The following is a 23,785-nucleotide window of genomic DNA, read 5'->3' on the forward strand; positions in this document are numbered from 1 at the left end:
GAGCCGCCCGTGCCCGAGAACACCGCCGCCCTGCTCACCGCCCCACGGGCCGACCTCGTCGTCCGCCCCGCACCGATGCCCGTCGCCGGCCCGGGCGAGATTCTGCTGCGCACTCGCGCCCTGGCCGTGAATCCGGTCGACGACATGAAGCAGTGGACCGGGGATCTGATGTTCCGGTGGGTGCAGTACCCGGTGGTGCTGGGGGAGGACGTAGCGGGAGTGGTCGAGGCGGTCGGCCCCGGAGTGACGCGGTTCGCCGTCGGCGATCGGGTCGTCGCGTACGCCGTCGGGATGGAGCGCGGGCGGCGGAATCACGATGAGGGCGCTTTCCAGGCGTTCACGGTCGTGCGCGAGGACCTTGCGGCGCCGATCCCCGACCAGCTGAGCTTCGAGGACGCGGTGGTGCTGCCGCTCGCGGTCACGACGGCGGCGGCGGCGCTGTTCCAGAAGGACCACCTTGCCCTGCCGCACCCGAGCGTCCCGGTCCGCCCGACGGGAAGGACGGTCGTGATCTGGGGCGGGACGACGAGCGTGGGGAGCAACGCGATCCAGCTCGCCGTCGCTTCCGGGCACCGGGTGGCGACGACAGCGTCGCCGCGGAACCACGAGCGGATGCGTGAGCTGGGCGCCGAGATCGTGCTCGACTACCGCAGCCCCACCGTGGTCGCCGACCTGGTGGCGGCGCTCGCAGGACACGAGGTCGCGGGGGTGCTCGCGATCGGCACAGGGTCCGGCGCTTCGTCGGTGGCGATCGCCGCCGCCACCGGGGTGCGTCGCGTCGCCCTGGCCAGCCCCTCCGTCTCGTTCGGCTCGCTCCCGCGGCGGCGCGGGATCAGCACCGCCTTCGTGCGGACGATGCTGCGCCTGGCCGGCGGCACGGCGGCGCTGCAGATCGCGGCCCGACGCCGCGGCATCCGCGCCCGCTTCATCTGGGGCGGCTCGCCCATGACGAACGAGGTGGGACCGATGCTCTGGCGCGACCACCTGCCCGCCGCGCTCGCCGAGGGCCGCCACGTCTGCGCCCCGGCGCCCGAGGTGGTGGGCGACGGACTCGCCGCGCTGCAGCCCGCTCTCGACCGGCTGCACCGGGGCGTCTCGGCGATGAAACTGGTCGTTCGGCTCTGAGTGTCCGGGGTGCCGGCCGCGCCTCGACTACTCCGCTCAGCGACCAGGGGCAACCGGGTCGTGCCGCTCGCGCCTCCGGAAGCGGCCGCTCAGGCCCGGCCCTGCAGGATCAGGTTCCAGTACACCCAGGGCAGCACGCGGCGGTCGGCGATGAAGGTGATGCGCCGCTCCTTCGCCAGGCCGGTCCAGAAGGGGATGGTCGGCTTCGGGCGGTAGCGGTCGTCGAACTCGGCGAACACGACGCTCGAACGCGAGACGACGAAGGGGCAGACCGAGTAACCGTTGTAGACGCGGGGCAGCGGGCGGCCCTTCTGCGCGGCGACCAGGTTTTTCGCGAGCGTGGTGGTCTGCTGGCGCAGGGCTCCTCCTGACTTCGAGTTGACCGTGGCTGCGGCGTCGCCGAGCGCCCAGACGTCGGGGAACCGCGGGTGCCGCAGGGTCAGCGGGTCGACCTCGACGAAGCCGCCCTCGTCGCCCTCGGCGGCCAGTCCGGTGCCGGCGAGCCAGTCGGGGGCCGACTGCGGAGGGACGGCGTGCAGCACGTCGTAGGCGATCGTCTCGCGCGGGCCGTCGGTCCGGCGCTGCGCCCGGTCGGGGCCGGGGAGCGCTGGGGCGCGGTCGTCGACGGCGAGGACGACCCTCCGCTCGCCCGCGTCCACCTCGACCAGCTCGCGGCCGTAGCGGACCTCGATCCCGTACTCCGTGACCTTCCGCTCCAGCTCGGAGTCGATCAACGGCATCCCGAACAGGGTGGGGGTCGGCACCACGAGCACGACGCGGATGCGGTCGAGGACACCGGTCGCCCGCCAGTAGTCGCAGGCGAGGTACATCGGCTTCTGCGAGGCGCCGGAGCAGGTGCCGGGGCCGCCGGGCTGCGTGAAGACCACGGTGCCCGAGCGGACCTCACGGAGCACGCGAGACGCCTTGCGCGCGTACTCGTACTCGTAGTTCGACACTCCGAACGGCGAATCCATCGCCTCCTGCAGCCCGGGGACTGCGGCCCAGTCCATCTGAATCCCGGGACAGACGATGAGCTGCCCGTAGCCGATGCGATGGCCGGAGAGGAGGGTGACCGAGTGCGCGACCGGGTCGATCGTCTCGACTCGATCCTGGATCCAGGCGACCCCCTTCGGGGTGACCGAGCCCTGGGGCCGGGTCGCGGCGGACGCGGGAGCGGTGCCTCCGGCGACATGGGAGAGCATCGGCTGGTAGACGTGCGTAGACCGGGGTTCGATCACCGCGACGTCCGCGACTCCGGAGCGCCGCAGCCGCCCCGCCGTGGAGAGGCCGGCGTTGCCGCCGCCGATGATGAGGACGTCGTGGCGGGCTGCGCCGGGATCGGTCATGGCCTCACCCTAGGCTCGCGCGCTGGCGCGGGGACGGGGTTGCGCGCAGCCCCGGAGGCCGACGGACGCTCCTTGTGTTCATAACGCAGGATAAATTTGGTTCGACCGGCGGGAACAGGCGGATCCAGCGCCCTGCTCCGCCATCCTTCCTGAGTTGTGAACATCCTGTGGCGTCCAGGGCCCGCCGGTACCCTGAGATCGTGTCCGTCTCTCCCACGTTGCTGTCGCGCTCCCGCGCGCGCGCCGCCGCGGCGTACCCGAATCGGCTGCTGCTGACCAAGCGCGCCTCGGGCACCAACGGCTGGCTCAGCTCATGGGGGACGAACGCGCACGGCGAGATCGCCGGCTGCCCGCCGCCGCGCGCCTGACCCGCGACCGCCCCTCCTCCGGAGTCAGCGGCCGCGTCCCGCGCTCGCCCACCCCTCCGGACGGAACCCCTCATGCCCCACCAGTCCCTGCCCTCCGACCAGGCCCCCCACTCGATCTGGAGGGGCTTGCGCCAGACCCTCCAGAAGGACACCGTCGGCGGGGCGTTCCTGCTCACCGCGACCCTGCTCGCGCTGATCGTCGCGAACAGCCCCGCCTCCGCGCTCTACACGGCCGTTCGCGATGTTCGCTTCGGCCCCGAGGCCCTGCACCTCGAGCTGAGCGTCGGATCGTGGGCGGCCGACGGACTGCTCGCGATCTTCTTCTTCGTGGTGGGCCTGGAACTCAAGGAGGAGTTCGTCGCGGGCAAGCTGCGCGACCCCAGGACGGCGCTCGTGCCGATCGTCGCGGCCGTCGGCGGCGTGGCCGTCCCCGCGCTGATCTTCACCGCCGTGAACCTGCCTCGCGGCGGTGCTGCGCTCGATGGCTGGGCGATCCCCGCCGCCACCGACATCGCCTTCGCGGTCGCGGTGCTCGCCGTGGTCGGCCGCTTCCTCCCGCCGGCGCTGCGGACATTCCTGCTCACGCTCGCTGTGGTGGACGACCTCATCGCGATCACGATCATCGCCGTCTTCTACACCGCCGGCATCGACGTGCTGATGCTCGCTCTCGCGCTGGTGCCGCTGGCGGTCTTCGCGGTCTGCGTGCAGCGCGGCGTGCGCGCGTGGTGGGTGCTGATCCCGCTCGGAGTCGCGACCTGGGCGCTCGTGCATGCCTCGGGCATCCACGCGACGGTCGCCGGTGTGCTGCTCGGCTTCACGGTGCCGGTCGTCGCCACGACGCGCGCCCGCGTGCAGGTAGGGGCGGATGCGGAGGGCCGGCCGGTCTACGACGGCCTCGCCGCCCACTTCGCCGACCGCTGGAGCCTGCTGTCGACGGCGGTCGCGGTGCCCGTGTTCGCGTTCTTCTCGGCTGGAGTGACGGTCGGCGGCGTCGCGGGCCTCGCCGACTCGTTCCAGGACTCCATCGCCGTCGGCATCATCGCAGGCCTCGTGCTCGGCAAGCCGCTCGGAATCGCCGGGAGCACGTTCCTCGTGACCCGGTTCCGCGGTATCGGGCTCGATCCGTCGCTGCGCTGGGCGGACGTGATCGGCATGGCGTTCGTGGCGGGCATCGGATTCACCGTCTCGCTGCTCGTCGGCGAGCTCTCGTTCGGCGCGGGTAGCGAGTCCGACGACCACGTGAAGGTCGGCGTCCTGGCCGGCTCGTTCCTCGCGGCGGTGATCGGAGGAGCGATCCTCGCGGTCCGCAACCGCCACTACCGCCGTGTGCGGGACTGACGGCGGCGATCCTGCTACGCCCGTTCATGCTGGTCGAGGAGCGGCCGTGGGCGGCTCGAGACCCCGATGCTCGGAGGGGTGGATCGCGAGTCGTTCGCCTGCGCGCGCTACCCTCGCCCGTGCTCCTTCGAGCACCCGCCCCCGACCCCAGGAGCCCCGATGGCCGCCCCCACCGTCCTCTTCGTCTGCATCCACAACGCGGGCCGCTCGCAGATGGCCGCCGGCTATCTCCGCGCGCTCTCGGGCGGCGCCGTCGAGGTCCGCTCCGGCGGCTCCGAGCCCGGCGACAGCATCAACCCGGTCGCGATCCGGGCGATGGCGGAGGAGGGCATCGACATCTCGCAGGGGGTGCCGCAGCTGATGACGACCGAGCAGGTGCAGGCGTCCGACGTCGTGATCACGATGGGCTGCGGTGACGTCTGCCCGGTCTTCCCGGGCAAGCGCTACGAGGACTGGGACCTCGCCGACCCGCACGGGAAGGACCTCGACGAGGTGCGTCCGATCCGCGACGACATCAAGCGGCGCGTGCAGACGCTCGTCTCGGAGCTGCTGCGAGCCTGAGTCGCGGCCCCACCGACGGCTCGCGGGCAGTAGGTTGCGGGGATGAGGTGGCGAGCGGGAGTGGTGGCGGCGCTCGTCCTTGCGCTCGTCGGGTGCACGCCGCAGTCCGGGGTCGCTCCCGAGCCCGAGACCACGGTCGCCTCCCCCGCAGGGCAGGTGGTCGGCAACTACGGCGACCTGCACGTCGCCCCCGACGGCTCGATGCTGTTCTGCTTCTCCGACGTCGACCCCGGATTCACCGGACTCTGGCGCGAGTGCCAGGACGGGATCCGCACCGACGGCGTCGACCCGGCCGCGGTGGACGCGACGCTCGGGGAGACGGCGACCGCCGATCCGGGCGGGCACCGCTGGGTCGGCGCAGCGGCAGGCAAGCGTACGACGGAGGACGGCACGGCCGTGTACACGGTGTTCCTCGCGGGCACGCGGACCGAGGACACCTTCACCGTGACGGCGGTCGGCGAGGGCTCCTACCGGGTGCCGTCCCAGTACCAGGAGCTGCAGCCTGGCGTGCCGGGCGGGTTCCTGGTGCGGCTCGATCCGATCCTCGCGCCGTCGCCGACGGACTAGCCCCTCAGGTCGCCCGATCAGCCTCGACTCGACCGCCTAGAGCGGCCGCGGCCGGTACCGCTCGATCAGCGCGTCGAACAGCCCGTTCATCCGCTCGTCGACGACTCGTCGCGACGGATCGGCGTCGTACCACTCCACGATCTCGCGCGCACCGTCGCTGAAGCGCACCGAGGGGGAGTAGGCCGGGACGAGGCGGCGGATCTTCGCGGTGTCGAAGACCATCGAGTGCGCCTTGTCGCCGATGATGCCGGCGCCGAGCTCGGGGTCGGCCGCGGCGATCGCGTCGGAGGCGACGTGGACGAGGCGCGGTTCGACTCCGGCCGCCGCGGCGAGGCAGCGGTGGATCTCGTCCCAGGTCGGTGTCTCGTCGCCGGTGATGTGGAAGGCCTCGCCGATGGCGGCGGAGGCGCCGAGCAGCCCGACCAGGCCGACCGCGACGTCGTCGGCGTGCGTAAGCGTCCACAGCGACGTGCCGTCACCCAGGACGACCACTTCCTGGCCGCGGCGCATCCGGTCGACGACCGTCCAGCCTCCGTCGACCGGCAGCGCGGTGCGGTCGTAGGTGTGCGAGGGGCGGACGATCGTGACCGGGAAGCCGCTCGCGCGGTACTCGGCGACGAGCAGGTCCTCGCAGGCGATCTTGTCGCGCGAGTACTGCCAGTAGGGGTTGCGCAGCGGAGTCGATTCGGTGACCGGGAGGCTGCGCGGCGGCTTCTGGTACGCCGAGGCCGAGCTGATGAAGACGTACTGGCCCGTCCGGCCGGCGAACAGGTCGATGTCCTGCTGCACGTGCTCGGGGGTGAAGGCGACGACGTCGATCACGGCGTCGAAGCTCCGGTCGCCCAGGGCGGCGGTGACGGAGTCGCGGTCGCGGCCGTCCGCCTGCACCGCACGGACGCCCTCGGGCAACGGCCGGAGCGACGTCCGGCCCCGGTTCAGCACGGTCACGTCGTGGCCGACCCGCAGTGCCTCGCGGACGCAGGCGGCGCTGATGATGCCCGTCCCGCCGATGAACAGCACGCTGAGCGACATGGATCCTCCTCCGACGGCGCCCACAGTGGACGCCATCCCGATTCCCGCACATCGCGGCCCCGAGCGGGAGACCCTTGACCGCGCCGGCGCTCGGGCCGACTAGCGCTCGACGGGACGCGGCTGCTCGTCCTCCGGAGTCCGGACGAGTAGCGCCTCGGGGGCGACCGCGGGCGCGATCCGCTGCTCGATCCAGCGCCCCCAGGCCGTGCCCGCCAGGATCAACGCGATGCCGACGAAGCCGACCGGCGCGATCGCATCGCGAGCGAGCGCGACTCCGACGACCGCGGCCCACACCGGCTCGGTGCCCAGCAGGAGGCTGACCCGCGACGGGGAGGTGCGGCGCACCGCCCAGGTCTGCACGAGGAAGCCGAACACGGTGCAGACCAGGACGAGGTAGAGGAACAGGCCGGCGCCGACGGGGTCGAGCCCCGCGACGTACTCGGGCATCGGCACGCCGACGACGAGCGAGGCGGCGCTGAATACGACGGCGCAGGTGCCGAGCTGCACCGTCGTCAAGCGGAGGGAGTCCATCGGCGCCCGGGCCGAGAGGCGGTGCATCGAGGTGACGTGCACCGCCCGCACGACGGCGGCGCCGAGGATCAGCAGGTCGCCGGGGGAGAGCGGGCGGAGGGCGCCGTTGCCCGCGAGCAGCGCGACTCCGACGACCGCGACGACGCAGGCGAGCAGGAAGCGGCCCGGGAGTCGGCGCTTCGACACGGCGGAGTCCAGGATGGGGGTGATCACGATGGTCAGGCTGATGATGAGGCCCGCGTTGGTGGCCGAGGTGCCGGCGATGCCGTAGGTCTCGAGCGCGAAGATCGTCGCGAGCAGCCCGCCGAGGGTGACGCCCACTCGCCACTCCGCCGCGGTGATCCGATGCCGTCGCACCACGACGATCGCGGCCAGGCAGAGGGCGGCGAGGGTCATCCGCGAACCGAGCAGCGCCAGCACGCTGGAGTCGGAGACGAGCTCCTTCGCGGCGAAGTAGGTCGAGCCCCAGGAGGCGGCGACCACGAGCAGGAGGAGGTCGACCCGGAAGCGGGAGAGGAGAGCGCGCACGGCTCATGGTGCGGCACCGGGACGCCCAGGACAAGGCCGGCTCTTCTTCGCCGACGCGGGAGGGGAAACTGATGGACCGGCTCCCTCTTCTGCTCAGCGAAGCGGCTCGCCAATCCCGATGGCCTGACCCGAGCGCCTCAGCGCGCGCGAAGAAGCATCTCCACCCCGAGGTGATCGCTCCCGTTCGCGGGAAGCACGCTGCCGGCGCTGTCGAAGCCGCGCACGAGGACGTGATCCAGACGCACGAGCGGAGCATCCGCAGGCCAGGTCGGCCGCAGATCGGGAGCCTCGTCGGCAGCGTCTCGGAGGGGAGCGACCACGGGGTCGAGCGAGCCGCCGTTCAGATCGCCGGCGACCAGGAGCCGATCCGACTCGTCGTCGGCGAGCTCGGCGCGCAGCTCGGTCAGCATCGTCTCGCGTCCGCCGTCACCGGTCACGCGGAGGGAGGCCGCGTGCACGACGTAGAGGCGGACAGGTCCGGCGTCGGAGGCGACGTCGACCCGCAGCGCCCTGTTCCAGCTCAGGCCGAGAGCGAGAGGAGACCCGTCGCTGAGGGGAAGCGTGCTCCAGACTCCGATCGACCCGACGCGGTACAGGTAGGGGAACTGCCCCGCGAGGGCGTCGGCGATCGCCTCCGCGGACGACGGCGTGAGCTCCTGCAGAGCGATCACGTCCGGATGGCGCGCCGCGAGGGAGAGCGCGGTGGCGGCCGCGTCCTGGTTCTCGGCGTGCACATTCTCCGTGATGATCGACAGCGTCGCCGTGTCGGGGGCGATCCGCGCGACGAGCGCCGGCGCGAAGATCGCGGTCCAGGTCAGGGCGAGGGCGAGCAGCCCGGCGGCGATCCCCCGCGAGCGCAGGGCGGCAGCCAGCAGAGCCGCCGGAACGACCAGGGAGAGCGACCACGGCAGAAGGGTTCCGACGAGGGAACCCGGTGCGCCGAGAGCGGCGAGCGGGCGAGGAGAGAGGAGCAGTCCGCTCGTCGTCAGCAGCAGGGTCACCACGGCGACGACAACCGCGGTGCGCCCCACGGATGTGCGCGGTCTCCGTACGGGGGGAGCGGGCGTCGGTAGGGCGATCGTGGTCGTGGGCAGCATGGGCTCAGCGTCCGGGACGTGGATGAGGGGGAGGTGAGGTCAAGCGACCGGGAGCACGATCCGGATCGTCGTGCCGCCTCCCGGCGAGTCCTCGGCGGTGATGCGGCCCCCAGAATCCGCAACGATCTGCGCGGCGATCGCCAGCCCTAGGCCGGAGCCCGGCGTCCCGCGAGAGGCCGCACCGCGCCGAAACCGCTCGAACACGCGCTCGCGCTCGGCGCGGGGGATGCCGACGCCCTGGTCGACGACGTTGATGACCACTCGTCGAGCGTCGTCGAGGTCCACCTTGATCCGAACCGGCCGACCGGCACCGTACTTACCGGCGTTGTCGAGGACGACGTCCAGGAGGCGGGTGAGCCGTCCGTCCGGAACGAGCGCCTGCACGCCCTCGACAGCGGTCTCGACCGTGACAGGACTCGGCCACCGGCGCTGGGCCGCGGTCGCCGCCGCCCGAGCGGCGCCGACGACCTCCACCGCGGTCAGGGCGGGAGGACGTGCCCGGTCGCCCCGAGCGAGCTCGACGAGGTCGTCGATTGTCAGCGCCATAGCGTCGAGCTCCTCGACGAGCGCGGTGCGGAGGGTGGCCTGCGTCGCGTCGTCGAGGATGTGCGCGCCCGTGAGCAGTTGGATGTTCGTCCGCAGTGTCGTCAGCGGGGTCCTCAGCTCGTGAGAAGCGTCGGCGACGAAATCACGTTGCGCGTCCTGAGCGATCGCGAGCTCGGCGAGCATCGCCGTGAACGAGCGGGACAGGCGCCCCAGTTCGTCGTTCCGAGCGGAGTCCGGCCCGAGATCGAGGGGTGCGTGCGGGTCCGCTTCGGCTCGGACTCGGCGGACCGCGTCGTCCAATCGCCGCACGGGGCGCAGGGCTGCCGTGGCGGCCGCTGCCCCGAACGCCGCGGCGAGGAGGACTCCCGCAGATCCCGTCACGGCGAGGGCGAGTGCTGTGCGCTCCAGAGCCGTATCAGTCTGCCGAGTCGGAAGGCCGACCATGACTGCGCCGCCGTCCCCCACGGGCAGGACGAGCACCCGCACCCCCTCTGACGTGTACCGCTCCCGCGGTGAGGTCCCGTCGATCACGGCCAGCACCTGGGCGCTGGTCCGCAGGGGGCCGTCGGCGGCGGCGGACATGCGATCGACACGTCGGACGCAGGCGGGCTCGATGACGTAGCGACAGGTGGACCCCTGGCCGCCCGTCCACTCCGGATCCGACACCAGCAGGCGCTGCACGCGAATCGCCTCACGGTCCAGCGCCGTGTCGAGAGAGCCGCGGAGCTGATCGGAGACGACGAGCCAGGTCAGGGCGGCCACGAGAACGACGGCGAGTGCGACCGCCCCGGCGACGACCGCGGCCAGGCGGTGTCGCAGCGATCCGCTCCGCACGCCGGTCACGGCTCGAGCCGGTAGCCGAGGCCGCGGACTGCGCGTATCGCAGGCGCGCCGGTGGCGGATGCCACCTTCTTGCGCAGGGAGCTGACGGTGACGTCCAGCGCGTTCGAGGCGGGGGCGCGGCCGGTCGGCCAGGCCGCGTCGCTCAACTCATCCCTGGTGCGCACCCGCGAGGGATCGCGGAACAGCAGGTCGGCGATGAGCGTCTCGAGGCGCGTCAGCTCGGTCTCGCCCGAGGGGCCGGTGAGCCGTCGCTGCTGCGTGTCGAGAGCGACGCCGCGCCAGAGGGGTGCTGCGGAGGCTGACGCGCCGCGACGGATCAGGGCACGCACCCGGGCTCGCAGTTCGTCCACGTCGAACGGCTTCCCGAGGTAGTCGTCAGCCCCGGCGTCAAGTCCGGCGACGCGGAGAGGAGCGCTGTCGTGCGCGGTGAGCATCATCACCGGCACGTCGTCACCGACAACCCTGAGCGCGCGGCACACCGCGGATCCGTCCAGGAGCGGCATGTTCACATCCAGGACCACCGCATCCGGATCGTGCTCGGCCACGGCCGCGAGGCCGGCGCGTCCGTCGGCGGCCGTGACCACCCGATGTCCGTCGGTCTCGAGGGCGACCCTGATGCCGAAGAGGAGGTGGGGGTCGTCGTCGATGACGAGCACGATACTCACGATTCCGTGCCCCTCTTCTTCTTACCCAGCGGTGTCCGGTGACCCGCTGAATGGTAGAAGAATGCGCTGCCGGTCTCTGCCGGGGGCGCGTCCCGCTCCCGCGGCGGCGCCCCCTGCCTCCCGGCCGAGCGGGATATCGCCGAGCAGGCGTGGCAACCGTGCGCCGTGCTGGGCGGAAGGAGTCAGGTGGTCTCCTCGCCGTCGTGCTGCAGACGCGCCTGAACGCGGCGGACGGCCGAGGCGATGCCCACCGCCAGCGCCGTCTTGAGCGCGAGCATCAGGCGTGGACCGGTGAGAGCCTCCCGCCCAGGCGAGGGCGCTGCGCGACGTCCGGGTGCGGGGCATCCCGGCACCCTCCGGGAGGGTTCGGCCCAGCTCGCTCCGCTTGAGAGCGTCGGTCGCGGCGCTCCGGCGCTCGCCGCGGTCGCGCGGTTCACAACTCAGGAAGGATGGCGGAGCAGGGCGCTCGATCCGCCTGTTCCCGGCGGCCGAACCAAATTTATCCTGCGTTATGAACGGTTCCGCGGCGGCGGACCATTGCGGGAGAGGGAAACGCCCCGCGAATGGGGGCCGTTGAGTGCACGCACGTTGCCTGTTACCGTGAACAGGACCGCACAGCAGGCGGTGTCGGAGACCTCGAGGTGGAGGTACCGCCGAGTCCTGCGAAGCGCGGTACGTCCCTCCCGAGGCCGCAGAGCCTTTCTTCCCGAGGCCGCTCCGGCGTCGGAGCCCCGCACTCCCGGGGGCGCGCCGCCCACGGTGCGCCTCCGGGCCCCACCCTTGACGACGGAGTCACGATGACGACCGGACCAACGCGCTCCGACGCCGAGCGCCCCCGAGCCGCGGGGCTCCGGCGCCGCCTCACCGCCGGGCTGATGATCCTGCTCGCCGCGGTGATGGCCCTGCCCCTCACCGTCGCCTCACCGGCTGTCGCCCTCGGCGAGCCGACCTTCACCAACCCGATCGCGCCGGATACTGCGGACCCGACGATCGAGTTCCACGACGGCAACTACTACATGGTCGCGACTACATGGGACAACCGCGTCGTGATGCGCAAGGCGCCCACCCTCGCGGCGCTGGGAACCACCGCTCCGACCACGGTCTACACCGACACCAACCCCGGCCGGAACGCCGCCATGTGGGCGCCCGAGCTGCAGCGGCTCCAGGGTCCGAACGGCTGGCGCTGGTACCTGATGTACACGATGGGGGCCGAGGGGGACGTCGACCGTCAGCACCTCCAGGTGATCGAAAGCGCGGGCGACGACCCGATGGGCCCGTACACCTACAAGGGTCGGCCGATTCCCACCGACGACTGGAACATCGACGGCGCCTACCTCGAGCTGAACGGCGAGCTCTACATCACCTGGTCGGCGTTCTCGCCCGAGCCGAACCGGCTGCAGAACAACTACATTGCCAAGCTGTCCAACCCGTGGACCGCCAGCGGTCCCCTCACCGTGCTCTCGTCGCCCACCGAGCCGTGGGAGACCATCGGCGCCCCCGTCAACGAGGGCCCCGTCCCGCTGCAGAAGGATGGCCGCACCTGGATCGTCTACTCGGCGAGCTTCTGCGGCACCGAGGATTACCAGCTCGGCACCCTCGAGTACGACGGCACCGGCGACCCGGTGCTGGCCTCCTCCTGGACCAAGAGCGACGGCCCCGTGTTCTCGACGGCGAACGGCGAGTTCGGTACCGGCCACAACGACTTCTTCGACTCGCCGGACGGCACGGAGACCTGGAACCTCTACCACGCGAACCCCGGCCCGAACGACGGCTGCAGCCGCCAGCGCTCGGCCCGCGCGCACATCGTGGACTGGACCGCCGACGGCGAGCCCGACTTCGGCACTCCGCTCGGCACCTCGGCCCGCATCCCCGTGCCCAGCGGCGAGAACGCGCCGCTCACGGCTCGGGTCGAGGGCGCACCCTGGCAGTTGGTCAGCCGCAGTACCGGCCTGTGCGTCACCGTCTCCTCCGCGCAGAGCGGCGACGGCGCCGGAGTCGTGCAGGGTCCCTGCTCCAGCCCGCGCGCGAACTGGATGCTCGACGCCACCGGCGAGGGCGCCCTCCGCGTGATGAACGCCTCCAGCGGCAAGGCGCTCGGCCCGGTCGGCTGCGCCACCGGCTCCGCCGGACTCCAGCAGTCCGCGTGGCTCACCACCGGCTGCCAGCAGTGGACGGTCGCTCCGGCCACCGGCGGCTACTCCACCCTGACCAACCGCGCCAGCGGCACGCTGCTGGAGGCGTCCGGGACGACCGTGCGCCAGGCGGCCGCCACCTCCGCGGCGGCTCAGGAGTGGGTGCTCCGCCCCGCCGGACCCGTCGCCGTCACCTCGTTCGTCACCGGCAAGACCGTCGACCTGCCGAACTGCTCCACGGCCGGCAACGCGGTGCTCCAGCAGCAGGATTGGCTCGGCTCGCCCTGCCAGCGCGTCACCTTCGGCTCCGCCCCCGACGGAGCGCTCGAGATGCACCTGGTCTCCGCCGCCGCTCCGTGTCTCGCGGTCACCGGAGGCTCCACCGCCGACGGTGCGACCGTCACCCAGGGCGCGTGCGGCGTCGCGGGCAGCCGCTGGCGCCTCCGCCCGGGCAACGACGGCACTGTCGAGCTGCGGGCCGCGCACAGCGGCAAGGCGCTCGACCTGTCGAACTGCTCGGCGCAGAACGGCACCCGGATCGGCCAGTGGAGCGTCCTGAACAACGACTGCCAACGCTTCCGCGTCTCACTCGGCGCTCCGGCGTCGACGGTGCCGCTACAGCCGGTGGCGACCTCAGCCGCGCGCTGCGTCGCTGGCACGGTCGTGGTGACCACGGTCGTGAAGAATGCGGATGACCTGCCCGTCGACATCACCATCGGTACCGGCGCCACGGCGAAGCGGGTCACCGCGCTCGCCGGCGGAGCGAGCACCGCCACCGCCCTGACGACCCGCCAGACCAGCGTTCCGACCGGATCCACGACGGTCGCCGTGGCGGGCACCGACGACGCGGGCCGCACCGCGACCGTCACCGCGAACCACCCCGCCCTCACCTGCGGCTGACCCGCGCCGATCGAGCAGTCGTGCCGTCGTGCTGGTCGAGTAGCCGCGCAGCTGCTGAGTCGCTGACGCGCCTCGCCCGCGTCGAGACGGCGCGGATCTACCCCCTCGCGGGGCCGACCGGATTCAGCTGCCAATGACTGCCAACAGACGGATGTCCCCGGCCCTCTTCGCCACTCTCGTGCTGGCTCCCGTCGTCGCGGTTCACGTCGTGATGCAGGTCGTGACTGCCCCAGGGTTGTCGTGGGAGCTTCTTTCCGTCCTGATCATCTACGCCGCGTTCTGGCTGAGCGTCTTTGCTGTGTGGCGCAGAACCGGCCGTCGGCGTCCCTGAGCGAGGTGCGGGAGACGTCCTGATCCCCTTCCTCCTCGTTCGGCGGGGAGTGGGATGAGGCGCTCGGCTCGTCCGCCGGTGCTCGCGCGAACGGCCGAGCCGCCGCCGCTTCGCTGAGGCCCCGCCGCCTCGACGGTGCCTCGGCGCACACCGGGTGGTCCTGACCCGCCGGAGCAGGCCCGGGCCGCCCACATTCGGGCACGGCAGGCTGGAGGGATGAGCGCGCCAGGAACCACCGACTCCTACGACCGCGTCCGCGTGCGCGGGGCCCGCCAGAACAACCTCCGGAGCATCGACGTCGACGTGCCGCGCGACGCCCTCGTCGCCTTCACCGGCGTCTCCGGATCGGGGAAGAGTTCGCTCGCCTTCGGCACGCTTTATGCGGAGGCGCAGCGCCGCTACCTCGAGTCGGTCGCCCCTTATGCGCGGCGGCTGATCGACCAGGTCGGCGTTCCGGACGTCGGTCGACGCGGGCAACACGGTGATCGTGGTCGAGCACGACATGCGCGTGGTTGCGGACGCCGACTGGGTCATCGACCTCGGGCCGGGAGCGGGCCGCGCGGGCGGCTCGGTCGTTGCGACGGGGACGCCGGAGGAGGTGGCGGAGGCGGCGGGCAGCCGCACGGCTGCGTACCTCCGCGCGGCTCTCGACCGGCGCCGCTGAATGGACGCCGCGTTACCTGTTCGTTATGAAAAATGCAATTACACGACCAAACTAGCGACACCCTGGGAATCGGCAGGTCGCAGGTGAAAACTCTCCCGTATGAACCAGACAGCGGCACCCGTGCGCGAGCACCGAGCGCGATACCTCCTGCTCGCTGCTCTCGCGGGCATCATCACCGGAGGAGTCCTCCTCGCCGTCGCCGAGCTCGTCGCCCTCGCGGTCGCCCGGACGGCGAGCCCCGTGCTCGCGCTCGGCTCCTTCGTCGTCGACATCGTCCCGCGCCCCCTCAAGGAGTTCGCGATCGAGACCTTCGGTGAGAACGACAAGACCTTCCTCCTCGGGAGCATCGGCGCCGCCGTTGTCGTCGCGGCCGCGATCGCCGGCGTGCTCCAGCTCATCCGCCCGCCGCTGGGCCAGGTACTGCTGATCATTGCCGGCGGCCTCTCGATCGCCGCCATCGTCACCCGCGCCGGTGCCGCTCCGCTCGCCGCGGTGCCCACTCTGGTCGGCCTCGTCGTCGCCGTTCTCGTCATGCACCTGCTCTTCACGCGCCTGCGCGGCTGGCGCGCTGCACGGGTCTCGGAGGCGAGGGGAACATCCTCCGAGGCCCGTCCGGGGGCGCTCGAGCGCCGCGGTTTCTTCCGCATCGCGCTGATCACCGCCGTCGGCGCGGCCGTCGTGGGCACCGGAGCCCGCCTGGTCAACGCGGCGACCTCCTCGCTCGCCGGCGTCCGCAACGCCCTCCGCCTGCCGTCCCCCCGCAGCTCCGTCTCGGTGCCCGCCGGCGCCGAGCTCGACATCGACGGCATCACCCCGCTCTACACGTCGAACGCCGACTTCTACCGTGTCGATACCGCCCTCACCGTGCCCAACCTCGACCCGTCGGCCTGGTCGCTGAAAATCTCCGGAATGGTCGACCGCGAGGTGACGCTGAACCTTCAGCAAATCTTCGATATGGGTCTCGACGAATACGGCATCACCCTGACCTGCGTCTCGAACCAGGTCGGCGGCAACCTCGTCGGCAATGCCAAGTGGCTCGGCGTCCCGCTCCGCGACGTGCTGAAGATGGCCGGTGTGCAGAGCGGAGCCGACATGCTCCTCTCCACCAGCAGCGACGGCTACACCGCGTCCACCCCGATCAGCGCGGTGACCGACGAGAACCTCGATGCGATCCTCGCTGTCGGGATGAACGGCGAGCCCCTGCCGTTCGAGCACGGCTTCCCGGTGCGGATGATCGTGCCCGGTCTCTACGGCTACGTCTCGGCCACCAAGTGGCTCACCGAGCTGAAGGTCACCACCTTCGAGGCCGACCAGGCCTACTGGACCCCGCGCGGCTACTCCGCTGAGGCCCCCATCAAGATGTCCTCGCGGATCGACACCCCGCGGATCGGCGCGCCCGTCGCGTCGGGTGCCACCAAGATCGCGGGTGTCGCCTGGGCGCAGAGCATCGGCATCGAGAAGGTCGAGGTGAGCATCGACAGCGGCGACTGGCAGGAGGCGACGCTCTCGACCCCGGTCAACCTTGACACCTGGGTGCAGTGGTACGTCGACTGGGAGGCCCAGCCGGGCTCGCACTACGTCGCGGTCCGCGCGGTCGACAAGAACGGCCTGGTCCAGATCGAGGACCGCGCGCCGGTCGCGCCCGACGGCTCCTCCGGCTGGCAGCGCACGCTCATCAACGTCACCTGACGCGCGGCGGGCTCACGACCGCGAGCGTGCGGGCCGAGGACGATGGCGAGGGTCGCGTACCGGTGTGGAAGGGCGCCGCCCCAGAGCGTCACATACCCCGCGAGAGAGCCGTCGGCGATCTCCTCCACCGCGAAGCCGACAGTGGCCGCGGGATCGCGTTGGCGCTCCACAACCGAAGCATCTCGCTGAGCCCGCCCGTCGGCCGCGGCAGAACGCTCGCCTGCTGGAGGACCGCCGTCGCCGGGTCGACCTCGAGGAGATCCTCCTCGATCGCCCGCCGCGAGATGCCACTTATGCGCGTTTTCCTCGGCGTGTCGCGCACATAAGTGGCATCTCGCGGGGAGGTACTGGGGGGATGGGGGAGGCGGAGGGGCGGGCGCCGGGGACGACGTCCTGGCCGTGCTCGCGGCAGCCGACCACGCTGATCCACGGCACCCTCGACGAGGACGTGCCCGTCGCCTACAGCCGCCGCTCCGCCGACCGCCATCCGGGCGTGCGCCTGCACGAGCTCGCGGACACCAGCCACGTCGACCTCGTCGCCCGCCTTCGCCGCACTCCTCGCCGTGCTCGCGCGCCGGAGCACGCGCTACAGAACAGGCGGGTAGAGGAAGAGCGGCACCTTCGCGGTGGGGAAGGTGCGGGTCACATAGCTGTGCTTGCCGCCGTAGTTGTACTCCTCGAGGAGCACGGTGCCGTCGTCGTTGACCTTCTGCACGTAGGAGACGTGGTTGTAGGTCCACCACGCGACGCAACCGACGATCGGGACGCTGCTGGTCGCCCAGCCCTTCGCAGCCCAGTTGTCCGGCCACTCGTACGCGCTGCCACCGAGTGGCGTGATGTTGCCCCAGGTGTACTTCCACGGCGCGGAGGTGCGGCCGGCGTCGCGGTTCAGGCGCCACGCCACGAAGTCGACGCACTCGCGGTAGTAGTAGCCGAGCGGCGAGAGGCCGCCGCCATTGTCGTCGATGGTCTCGTAGGGCCACGGGTAGTCGTCGCCGGCCGCGCGGGTCTGCACGGTCGAGAACTCGCCACCGTTGGAGCCGGAGAGCACCGCCGCCTGGCGGCTGGCCTCGTCGAGTTGCGCCTTGGTTGGAGCGGCGAAGGCGTCACGCACGGCGGTCTGGCGGGTCGCGTCGGAGGAGACGGTCAGATTCTGCAGGCCGACCCGGTCCGCAGCGGCGCGGCCGGTTGCGGTGGCGGAGGCACTGCGGGCACCGTACGCGGGGATGGCGGCGGTGGCGAAGAGGCCGCCGACCACCGAGAAGGTACCGAACGCGAGGGCTCGGCGGCTGAGGCCGCGAGTCCGGGCCGGCTCGGCGGCGCGGGGTGCGCCGGGGCGCGAGGCGGCGCGGCGGGGTGCGGCGAGGCTCGATCGGGAAGCGGGGGAGGCGACCGCGGGGACGTCGACCGAGACGGTCCGAGCGGTCGCGACGGCGGCCGCGTCATCGACGTCGGGGGAGGCGGTATCGACCGACGCAGGGGTAGCGGAGGCGGCGGGCACGCCGGAGGCGGCGGAAGCAGTGGCGGACGCGGTCGCGGCGGCTGGCTCGGACGCAACGCCGCCCGCGACTACGGTCTGCTCCGCGGCGGCCGCAGCGGCGCGACGCTCGGCCTCACGGGCCTCCCGTCGCGTCCGGGGCGCACTCCGGGTGCCGGCACTCTCCTCAGGGGTGGGAATGCCTGGCTTCGACACGCGTGCGTTCTCCTCGGGTGACAGTTTCGACAGGGGTGGCAGTGATGACACGGCCGGGTGCCGGAAGGGCATCCGGCGAGGAGCCACTCTAGCCCGAGGCCCCTGCGTAACGGAACGATCACGGCGGATCAGGAGGGATGTTCCGGCTTCGCGCGCCCGCGCAGTGGGAGGATGGGGCGCAACCGGGAAGGAGCTTCTCATGACCGCACCCACCCCCAGCGCACCGATCCCGAGTGCACCCGCCCCGACCGGGCCCGTCCTCGTCGGCGTCGTCGACGGCCAGCGCCCCGAGGTCCTGCGCACCGCCGAGCGCGTCGCCGCCGATGCCGGAGCCGCGCTGCTGCTCGTGTCAGTCTCGGCCGATCCCTACCTCGTCGGCGAGTACGTCGATCCGATGACCGGCGGCGTCCCGATCGGCTTCGTCGGGGCGGGGGCCGATCGAGGCGACGGTCCGGCCGTCCCGCCCGAACTGCGCGAGACGGTCGAGCGCGAGCTCGACGACAGTCCTGTGGCCTGGTCGTTGCGGGCGGTCCGCGGGGAGCCGGCGCTGGCCCTCGCCGAGGTCGCCGACGAGGTCGATGCGCGGATGATCGTGGTCGGCACCCGCGACGCGGGCGTACTCGCGAGCATCGCGGAGTTTCTCGGCGGCAGTGTCGCCGCCCACCTCGCCCACCGTCAGCACCGTCCCGTTCTCGTCGTCCCGCGCGCCGACCGCGACACCTCGCGTCCCGCGCCCTGGGACCTCGCGGAGTGACGCGGCCCCTCCACCTGCGGCCCGCTGAGATTCTCCTGGTCGCGGCGGGCGGAACGGTCGGTACGGCGGCTCGTGCGGCGATCGGCGCCGCGCTGCCCCCGCTGGGGGTCGTGCCGGTCGCGACGCTCGTCGTGAACCTGCCCGGTGCGTTCCTCCTGGGCCTGCTGCTGGAGGCGCTGGCGCGGCGGGGATCGGACGACGGTCGCCGCCGCTCTCTGCGCCTCCTGCTCGGCACCGGTGTGCTCGGCGGCTTCACCACGTACAGCACCTTTTCGCTCGACACGGTTGCGCTGCTGCAGGGTGGGCACGGTGTCGAGTACCTCGCGTACACCGGTGGCTCGCTCGTGCTGGGGGTGCTCGCCGCCGCGCTGGGCATTGCGGTCGCGGGGAGCCGGAGGGGAGCGGTATGACGCCGGGTCTGCTGGTCGCGGTCGCTCTCGCGGGCGGAGTCGGCGCTGCGGCGCGGCTGGTGGTCGACTCGATCGCCCGCTCGCTCGTGCCCGCGCGCTGGCCGGTCGGCACCGCGCTGATCAACGTCAGCGGGTCGCTGCTGCTCGGGGTGGTCACCGGGCTCGTCCTGGCCGGGGTCCTCGACCCGGTCTGGCGGGCCGTGCTCGGGACGGGCGTGCTCGGCGGTTTCACCACCTTCAGCACGGCGAGCGTCGAGACCGCGCGGCTGCTGCTCGAGCGGCGCTGGGCGGCCGGCCTGGGCTACGGGATCGGTACGGCGGCGCTCGCCATCGCTGCGGCGGCCGCGGGGCTCGCGCTGACGGGTGTTCGATTCTCCTGAACCGGGCCCGCCTCGCCGCGCGATCCGCCCCGTGCACCCGGCGCCGTCACTCCTGAACCCCGCGCGGGCGAGGAGCCGCTGCCACGTCGGAGGGCGGCGCGGATCCCCGGCAACACTCCCTCTTCGAGGGACGCCCCGACGTCCGCGGTATGGGTGAAGATGGGCCAATGACATCCGTGGGGGGCGTTTCGGAGCTGAGGCTGGCCGTCGTCGACGACCAACCTCTCTACCGCCACATGCTGACCTCGCTGTTGCGCTCGATCCCGAGCGTGCGGAGCGTCGTGGAGGCCGGCTCCGCCGCGGAGGCGCGGTCGGTGCTGCGCCCTGCGGAACTCGACGTCGCGATCCTCGACATCGAGCTCGGTGACGGCGACGGCATCGACCTTGGACGCCGGCTCCGGATCACCGCGCCCGGGCTGGGCATCGTCCTGCTCTCGGCGGTCGATGCGATGCACCGCTTCCTCCGCCTCGACCGCGCGGAGGCGCGCGGCTGGAGCTACCTCTCGAAAAGCTCCTCCCTCTCAGCCCCCGCGCTGCTGAGTTCCGTGCGCGCGACCGCGGACGGCCGCACCGTGCTCGATCCTGCGCTGGTCGCCGCCCGGTCCGCCCGCCGCGACTCCCCGGTCGCCGCCCTCAGCCCGCGCCAGTACGAGGTGCTCGCGGGTCTCGCGTCCGGCCTGACCAACGCCGCAATCGGCGAGCGCCTGGGCATCGCGGTCCGCTCGGTCGACAACCACGTCAACGCGATCTACTCCGCGCTCGGCGTCCGCTCCGACGGCGAGCGGAATCCGCGGGTCGACGCGACCCTCCAGTTCCTCGAGCACACCGGATGACTGCCGAGCCGGGCGATGCGCGCGAGGACAACCGGATCGTCCTCGGTGCGATGGCCCTCCTCGGCGGGGTCCTCTCGCTGCTCGCCGCGCTCCAGGCCGTCTTCGCGCTCGGCATCCTGTCGCAGACGCTCCGGGGCATCGATCCCGGCCCGCTGCTCGACGTCACGACGCGCGTGCTGGTCAACGTCTCGACGATCGCGCTCGCGATCGCTCTGGTCGCGCTGCTGCGCCCGGAGCGCTTCGCGGGCGGCGACCGAATCGCCCGGACAGCTCTGATCGCGGTAGGCGTGGGAGTCGTGCGCTGCACCCTCCAGGTGCTGACGGGTATCTACCCGATCGCCGCCCTCCCCGCGATCGTGATCGAGCTGGTCGTGGGGTCCGTGGTGGTCGCGCTGATCTGCGGTTACGGCTACCTGCTCGTGCGAGCCGCGCGGCGGGTGCGCGAGAAGGAGCGGGAGCACGCCCGCGCCCGCGTGCAGGCGATCGAGGCGGTGCAGGCGCTTCAGCGCGAGGAGCTGCGGGTGCGGCGGGACGTGGCGCAGAGCCTGCATGGCCGGCTGCAGAACGGCCTCGTGGTGCTGGCCGCCGAACTGCACGCGGTCGCGAGCGCCGCGGATCCGGACGTCTCGGCCCGCCTGCTCGCGATCGCCGCCCGCCTCGACCGGTTGCGCGAGGAGGAGGTGCGCACGGTGGGCCACGCCCTCTACCCCGTCGAGATCGACCACGGCCTGGTCGCGGCCGTGCGCGACCTCCTCGCGCGTCTCCCACCCGAGATCGCCGTCGATCTCGATCTCGGACGCATTTCCGAGCTCTCCGCCGAGGGTCGCGAGCCGCCGCTGGATCAGCGGTTGCTGCTTGTCCGGCTTGTCGAGGAGGGCCTCACCAATGCGCTCAAGCACGGCTGTGCCTCGTCGCTGCGCGTGCGGGGCGCGGTGCAGGCGGGCGTGGTGGTGCTCACCCTCGATGACGACGGGAGCGGAGTCGCCGCGGGCTCGACGCGCTCGGGCCTGAGCCGGCTGGATCGGCAGCTGGCGGTCTACGGAGGATCGCTGGCGCTCTCGGACTCGCCGGTGCTCGCGGGTGCGCGGCTGCGAGTGCGACTTCCGCTCTGTGGCGGGGCGTCGGTGGCGTCCGAGGCTCAGGCCGGGTAGATCAGCAGCGACCGGGGGCTGACGCTGAAGCGGGCCTCGCGGCCCGGGGCGAGGTCGAGTCGCGCCGCGTCCGCTGGGGCGATGTCGGCACCGAGGAGCGCACTGCGCACCCGCACGGCGTCGCCGTGCTGCTCCACGTCGGTGATCACGGCGCGCACGCCTCCCGCGTCGCCGAACTCGCCGCCGTCGCCTCCGCTCTCCCCCGCGCGGACCTCGCGCACCTCGCGCACCTCGCCGACTGAGACGGCGGAGGGGCGGACCGCCGCGAGCACCGCGGCCCCGACCGCGATCGGCTCGGCCGCGACTCCGGCGAGCTCGTGCCCCTCGGCGATGCGCAGCCCCGTCGCCGTGCGCACGCCCGTGAGCAGGTCGAGCCCGGCGAGCTGCGCGGTGAACCCGGTGCGCGGGCGCGTGAGGACCCGGGCCGTCGGGCCCTCCTCGACCACCCGCCCGCCGTGCAGGACCAGCACCCGATCGGCAAGCGTCCAGGCATCGAGCACATCGTGGGTGACCACGATCGCCGAGCGCTCCGCGAGCACCTCGCGCAGCATCCGCCGGAGCGCCGGGGCGACCCGGGCGTCGACCGCGGCCAGCGGCTCGTCGAGCAGCAGGAGGCGCGGATCGGTCGCGAGCGCGCGGGCGAGGGCCACCCGCTGCGCCTGCCCGCCGGAGAGGCTCGCCGGGCGCCGGTCGGCCAGGTCGGCCACCCCTGCGGCGGCCAGCTCGCGCTCGGCCCGCGCGCGCGACTCCGCCCGCCCGACCCCGGCGCTGCGCGGCCCGAACGCCGCGTTCTCGCGCACGCTCAGGTGCGGGAACAGCATCGGATCCTGCGCGAGCAGGGCGACAGGGCGGCGGTGCGGAGGCGTCCAGCGGCGGTCGTCGAAGAGCAGCATCGCTCCCACACTCGCCCGGCCGGCATCGGCGCGGGCGAGCCCGGCGATCAGCTCGAGTACGGTCGACTTGCCCGCGCCGTTCGGGCCGATCAGGGCGAGGGTCTCGCCCTCGGCCACGTCGATCCGCACGTCGATCCCGCGTGCCGCGAGCCGCGCCTCCAACCGCAGGCTCACCGCGGCACCCCCCGGGCCGAACGGCCGTGCGCGAGCCCGATCACGAGGACGGCGACCACCACCAGTACCAGCGCCAGGGCCACCGCCGCGTCCGGGTCGCTCTCGCGCTGCAGGTAGATCTCGAGCGGGAGCGTGCGCGTCGTGCCCTGAAGGCTCCCGGCGAAGGTCAGCGTCGCACCGAACTCGCCCAGCGCCCGCGCGAACGAGAGGATGGCGCCCGAGGCCAGGCCCGGCAGGATCAGCGGCAGCGTGATCCGCCGCAGCACCGTTGCGGGGGAGGCGCCCAGCGTCGCGGCGACCGCTTCGTACCGGGCGCCGGCGCTGCGCAGCGCACCCTCCAGCGTCAGCACCAGAAAAGGCAGCGCCACGAAGGTCTGCGCGAGCACCACGGCGGTGGTCGAAAACGCGATACGGATGCCGGCCGCCTCCAGCGCACCGCCGAGCAGGCCCATCCTGCCGACGGTGTAGAGCAGCGCCAGCCCGCCGACCACCGGCGGCAGGACCAGCGGCAGCAGCACCAGCGAGCGGAGGAGGCGCTGCCCGGGGAAGGCGGTGCGCGCGAGTACCAGGGCCATCGGCGTCCCGAGCAGCAGGCACAGCAGGGTCGCGGCGGCGGAGGTGCGCAGGCTCAGCAGGAGCGCGGCGACGGAGGAGTCGGAGGTGATCAACGGCAGGAACTGCGGCCAGTCGACCCGGGTGAGGATCGCGACGAGCGGCAACAGCACCAGCAGGGCGCCGAGCGCGGCGACCGCCACGACCCAGCGCGGCAGACCGGAGCCGGTGCGCATCAGCCCCGCGCGAGCGGCGTCTCGACGATCACCGTCGTCGCCTTGACCACCGCCACCGCGGGCGATCCGGGTTCGAGTCCGAGCTCGCGCACCGCCTCGCTGCTCATCAGCGAGACCACCCTGTGCGGTCCGCACTGCAGCTCGACCTGCGCCATGACGGTGTCCATCACGATGTCGGTGACGATCCCGACGAAGCGGTTGCGGGCCGAGCGCGCGACCGGCGACGGATCCTCCGGCAGCACCGCGGTGGCGCGGGCGAGCCGGGCGACCTCGAGGCCGTCCACGACCCGCCGCCCGGAGGCGTCCTTCGCGCTCGCGAGCGCCCCGTTCTCGATCCAGCGCCGCAGCGTGTCGTCGCTCACGCCCAGCGCGGCGGCAGCCTCCCTGATCCGAATCTGCGGCATGCCACCGATCCTACGTCCGCACCTGCCCCCCGCCCCCCGCCC

Annotated in this window: 24 protein-coding genes and 1 pseudogene; 15 read left to right on the forward strand and 10 right to left on the reverse strand. The window is 72.6% G+C overall.

Annotated features, from left to right (window positions below):
* Positions 1-9 precede the first annotated feature (9 nt).
* Positions 10-1,125, forward strand: a complete 1,116-nt coding sequence (locus tag C5D07_RS04315) for a zinc-binding alcohol dehydrogenase family protein (RefSeq protein ID WP_104258760.1) — start codon at positions 10-12, stop codon at positions 1,123-1,125.
* 89 nt (positions 1,126-1,214) lie between these two features.
* On the opposite strand, the gene C5D07_RS04320 is transcribed toward C5D07_RS04315, so the two are convergent.
* Positions 1,215-2,471, reverse strand: coding sequence for an NAD(P)/FAD-dependent oxidoreductase (locus tag C5D07_RS04320; RefSeq protein WP_104258761.1), 1,257 nt, complete (start codon positions 2,469-2,471; stop codon positions 1,215-1,217).
* Positions 2,472-2,671: 200 nt separating this feature from the next.
* On the opposite strand from C5D07_RS04320, the gene C5D07_RS15675 reads away from it, so the two are divergent.
* The 4 genes from C5D07_RS15675 to C5D07_RS04335 all read left to right on the forward strand — a co-directional run bounded on the left by C5D07_RS15675 (position 2,672) and on the right by C5D07_RS04335 (position 5,305).
* Positions 2,672-2,839 (forward strand): hypothetical protein, encoded by a 168-nt coding sequence (locus tag C5D07_RS15675; protein WP_170063502.1) that lies wholly within the window; start codon positions 2,672-2,674, stop codon positions 2,837-2,839.
* 72 nt (positions 2,840-2,911) lie between these two features.
* Positions 2,912-4,177 (forward strand): Na+/H+ antiporter NhaA, encoded by a 1,266-nt coding sequence (nhaA, locus tag C5D07_RS04325; RefSeq protein ID WP_104258762.1) that lies wholly within the window; start codon positions 2,912-2,914, stop codon positions 4,175-4,177.
* Between the two features lie 159 nt (positions 4,178-4,336).
* The gene (locus tag C5D07_RS04330) at positions 4,337-4,738 is read left to right on the forward strand and encodes an arsenate reductase ArsC (RefSeq protein ID WP_068256285.1); all 402 of its coding nucleotides are present in this window, start codon (positions 4,337-4,339) and stop codon (positions 4,736-4,738) included.
* A gap of 42 nt (positions 4,739-4,780) precedes the next feature.
* Positions 4,781-5,305, forward strand: coding sequence for a hypothetical protein (locus tag C5D07_RS04335; protein ID WP_146076805.1), 525 nt, complete (start codon positions 4,781-4,783; stop codon positions 5,303-5,305).
* Between the two features lie 36 nt (positions 5,306-5,341).
* On the opposite strand, the gene C5D07_RS04340 is transcribed toward C5D07_RS04335, so the two are convergent.
* The 5 genes from C5D07_RS04340 to C5D07_RS04360 form a co-directional block, all read right to left on the reverse strand.
* Positions 5,342-6,337 (reverse strand): SDR family oxidoreductase, encoded by a 996-nt coding sequence (locus C5D07_RS04340; protein ID WP_068256280.1) that lies wholly within the window; start codon positions 6,335-6,337, stop codon positions 5,342-5,344.
* Positions 6,338-6,436: 99 nt separating this feature from the next.
* Positions 6,437-7,396, reverse strand: coding sequence for a DMT family transporter (locus C5D07_RS04345; protein ID WP_068256277.1), 960 nt, complete (start codon positions 7,394-7,396; stop codon positions 6,437-6,439).
* A gap of 137 nt (positions 7,397-7,533) precedes the next feature.
* Positions 7,534-8,493 (reverse strand): endonuclease/exonuclease/phosphatase family protein, encoded by a 960-nt coding sequence (locus C5D07_RS04350; protein ID WP_104258764.1) that lies wholly within the window; start codon positions 8,491-8,493, stop codon positions 7,534-7,536.
* A gap of 39 nt (positions 8,494-8,532) precedes the next feature.
* The gene (locus C5D07_RS04355; protein ID WP_104258765.1) at positions 8,533-9,882 is read right to left on the reverse strand and encodes a HAMP domain-containing sensor histidine kinase; all 1,350 of its coding nucleotides are present in this window, start codon (positions 9,880-9,882) and stop codon (positions 8,533-8,535) included.
* Complete coding sequence (locus C5D07_RS04360; protein ID WP_084416093.1) at positions 9,879-10,547, reverse strand: response regulator transcription factor; 669 nt, start codon at positions 10,545-10,547, stop codon at positions 9,879-9,881. The genes C5D07_RS04355 and C5D07_RS04360 overlap by 4 nt, the downstream gene beginning before the upstream one ends.
* A gap of 797 nt (positions 10,548-11,344) precedes the next feature.
* Here C5D07_RS04360 and C5D07_RS04365 point away from each other — a divergent pair.
* From C5D07_RS04365 to C5D07_RS04380, 5 genes and pseudogenes are all read left to right on the forward strand, one after another.
* Complete coding sequence (locus C5D07_RS04365) at positions 11,345-13,579, forward strand: family 43 glycosylhydrolase (protein ID WP_104258766.1); 2,235 nt, start codon at positions 11,345-11,347, stop codon at positions 13,577-13,579.
* A 133-nt stretch (positions 13,580-13,712) separates the two neighbouring features.
* Positions 13,713-13,910, forward strand: a complete 198-nt coding sequence (locus tag C5D07_RS04370) for a hypothetical protein (protein ID WP_146076806.1) — start codon at positions 13,713-13,715, stop codon at positions 13,908-13,910.
* A 216-nt stretch (positions 13,911-14,126) separates the two neighbouring features.
* Positions 14,127-14,354, forward strand: a pseudogene (locus tag C5D07_RS16035) (hypothetical protein); the annotation flags it as partial.
* 43 nt (positions 14,355-14,397) lie between these two features.
* Complete coding sequence (locus C5D07_RS15680) at positions 14,398-14,574, forward strand: hypothetical protein (protein ID WP_167542315.1); 177 nt, start codon at positions 14,398-14,400, stop codon at positions 14,572-14,574.
* 99 nt (positions 14,575-14,673) lie between these two features.
* Positions 14,674-16,263, forward strand: a complete 1,590-nt coding sequence (locus tag C5D07_RS04380) for a molybdopterin-dependent oxidoreductase (RefSeq protein ID WP_104258767.1) — start codon at positions 14,674-14,676, stop codon at positions 16,261-16,263.
* A gap of 586 nt (positions 16,264-16,849) precedes the next feature.
* Here the strand turns inward: C5D07_RS04380 and C5D07_RS04390 are convergent.
* A complete protein-coding gene (locus C5D07_RS04390) occupies positions 16,850-17,956 on the reverse strand; it encodes a CHAP domain-containing protein (RefSeq protein WP_068256254.1) in 1,107 nt (368 codons plus the stop codon).
* A gap of 199 nt (positions 17,957-18,155) precedes the next feature.
* Between C5D07_RS04390 and C5D07_RS16040 the strand changes: the two genes are divergently transcribed.
* From C5D07_RS16040 to C5D07_RS04415, 5 genes are all read left to right on the forward strand, one after another.
* Positions 18,156-18,710 carry a universal stress protein gene (locus C5D07_RS16040; RefSeq protein ID WP_068256252.1) on the forward strand — a complete coding sequence of 185 codons (555 nt, stop codon included), beginning with the start codon at positions 18,156-18,158 and terminating at the stop codon, positions 18,708-18,710.
* Positions 18,707-19,120, forward strand: a complete 414-nt coding sequence (locus tag C5D07_RS16045) for a fluoride efflux transporter FluC (protein ID WP_068256249.1) — start codon at positions 18,707-18,709, stop codon at positions 19,118-19,120. Before C5D07_RS16040 ends, C5D07_RS16045 begins: the two co-directional genes overlap by 4 nt.
* On the forward strand, positions 19,117-19,500 hold the full coding sequence (locus C5D07_RS04405) for a fluoride efflux transporter FluC (RefSeq protein ID WP_068256246.1): 384 nt from the start codon (positions 19,117-19,119) through the stop codon (positions 19,498-19,500). Before C5D07_RS16045 ends, C5D07_RS04405 begins: the two co-directional genes overlap by 4 nt.
* Positions 19,501-19,667: 167 nt before the next feature.
* Positions 19,668-20,333 (forward strand): response regulator transcription factor, encoded by a 666-nt coding sequence (locus C5D07_RS04410; RefSeq protein ID WP_068256244.1) that lies wholly within the window; start codon positions 19,668-19,670, stop codon positions 20,331-20,333.
* A complete protein-coding gene (locus C5D07_RS04415; RefSeq protein WP_068256242.1) occupies positions 20,330-21,484 on the forward strand; it encodes a sensor histidine kinase in 1,155 nt (384 codons plus the stop codon). The genes C5D07_RS04410 and C5D07_RS04415 overlap by 4 nt, the downstream gene beginning before the upstream one ends.
* Here C5D07_RS04415 and C5D07_RS04420 read toward each other — a convergent pair.
* The 3 genes from C5D07_RS04420 to C5D07_RS04430 are packed head-to-tail and all read right to left on the reverse strand — an operon-like array spanning position 21,472 to position 23,743.
* A complete protein-coding gene (locus C5D07_RS04420) occupies positions 21,472-22,551 on the reverse strand; it encodes a sulfate/molybdate ABC transporter ATP-binding protein (RefSeq protein ID WP_068256239.1) in 1,080 nt (359 codons plus the stop codon). The two genes, C5D07_RS04415 and C5D07_RS04420, sit on opposite strands and share 13 nt — an antisense overlap.
* Positions 22,548-23,339, reverse strand: coding sequence for an ABC transporter permease (locus C5D07_RS04425; RefSeq protein ID WP_068256236.1), 792 nt, complete (start codon positions 23,337-23,339; stop codon positions 22,548-22,550). Before C5D07_RS04425 ends, C5D07_RS04420 begins: the two co-directional genes overlap by 4 nt.
* Complete coding sequence (locus C5D07_RS04430; RefSeq protein WP_068256234.1) at positions 23,339-23,743, reverse strand: TOBE domain-containing protein; 405 nt, start codon at positions 23,741-23,743, stop codon at positions 23,339-23,341. Before C5D07_RS04430 ends, C5D07_RS04425 begins: the two co-directional genes overlap by 1 nt.
* Positions 23,744-23,785 lie beyond the last annotated feature (42 nt).

The sequence above is a fragment of the Rathayibacter tritici genome, from assembly GCF_002932875.1.
Classification (GTDB): Bacteria; Actinomycetota; Actinomycetes; order Actinomycetales; family Microbacteriaceae; genus Rathayibacter; species Rathayibacter tritici.